The sequence below is a fragment of the Vibrio sp. D173a genome (assembly GCF_030248475.1).
Window position 1 is genome coordinate 1 of the sequence record NZ_JAHGAH010001199.1, and the last position, 1,504, is coordinate 1,504.

The 1,504-nt window shown below is 46.5% G+C and carries 2 protein-coding genes; one reads left to right on the top strand and one right to left on the bottom strand.

Translation table 11 applies throughout. The features are described from left to right. Positions 1 to 1,042 (bottom strand): cyclic nucleotide-binding domain-containing protein (locus tag KIV40_RS32280; RefSeq protein ID WP_285353430.1); only part of this gene is annotated, 1,042 nt, incomplete at its 3' end. A 211-nt stretch (positions 1,043 to 1,253) separates the two neighbouring features. Between KIV40_RS32280 and KIV40_RS32285 the strand changes: the two genes are divergently transcribed. After that, positions 1,254 to 1,504 (top strand): MFS transporter (locus KIV40_RS32285; protein ID WP_375164932.1); only part of this gene is annotated, 251 nt, incomplete at its 3' end.

Consider the following 1,504-nt stretch of genomic DNA (forward strand, 5'->3'; position numbering starts at 1 on the left):
AGTGGTTTTGCAGTGCCGGAGGCAGAATCAGTTCAAAAGCTTTCTGGATAATCTGCTCGTTAACCGCAGAGATCAGTTCCATGATAAAGCGCGTTCGAATGCCATTGCTGATTAAGCTTTCAACCAATTGACGCTGTTTGTTGGAGGCCATGGCCAACTCTTCAATGCTGGTGGCGCGAGCTATTCGCAGAGTCAGTACATGAGAGTGGGTCGAGAAGGCACTCAATATCTGTGTCATATCGAGCATGCCGACCGCTTCTTGCCCATCATAAACCATCAAGCGTTTTACCCGATTACGCGTCATATTAATCATGGCGTTAAACAGGAAATCACCATCATTGACATGCAAAACAGGGAAGGTCGCTATCTCACCGACGGGCGCATCAAGGGGGTAATCCTCGAGCATCACAGCGTGCAATAAATTGGTCCGTGTGACGATAGAGTAGGGCAGGGTACATGATGATCCAAAAGCTTCTAGATCATCATGGGCCAAACGAACTAAAGCCGAGTCGAGCCCTTGCTCCTTAAGGGTTCTTGTTACCTCATTGATAGGTTGGTTAGGCTCTAGGATCAGAGGTGGGTGATAAATCGAATCGTCGACTTTGGTTAGGATAAATTCAGCCAAGTTTTGCTGCTGTTTAGCGGCCTCTATGAGCTCTTTACGTTTGGCTAGGTTGTTATCAAAGTAGGCAGCAAACTGGCCATTTGCATTGTAGAGCTCGAGGAATACATCGGTGGGAAGCAGGTAGCTGAGGGTATCTTCTAGTGCGATGTATTGGTGTTTGGTGTGAGGCTCAAACTGACTACGAACATCAAAGATATCGTCGTTTGCATAGTGGGCGTAAATCTCCCCATCTTGGCTAGCACGCTCCTCTACGGCACCTTTAATTAAAATATGCAGATGACGACTTGGGCGATCCGCTTCGAGAATGGTCTCTTGAGCACGATAGTAAACCACGTCGAGCGCAGAACGCAGGGTCAATTGTTCAGCCTCAGATAAGCTATCGAAGGGTGGGTGCTGCATATTAAATTTATCAGGCATAAGCGTCGCAGATAGAGTGAAGAACCTAAAGTTAAGTCTGACAAAAACTCACTGAAGCTCCAGACGACTTTAGTCTAAACGTGCGATTTTCCTCGGCGATACAGTCATTGATAACACGGAAACTCAAAGCAGCAATTATTCCCTTTTTCATATGATTGCGTAGAGGCATAATCTCCGCTGCCTCTCTGCAATCGTTTATATAGGTATATGTATGTTTAACCCTTCCCCTTATGGATGGATATCTCAGTATTTCATCGGTTTCTTTTTCGCTTACGGTGTCTATCTGCCGTTTTGGGCATTATGGTTCGAAGACCAAGGGGTTTCGGCAGGTGATATTGGTGTATTGATCGGTGTGGGATTTGCGACGCGATGTGTGGCGAACCTTTTAATTACTCCGCGTGTTCATAAAGCGGAGCACTTAATGCCTGCGCTGCGTTGGCTCAGTTTGGCGGCGTTGATTTT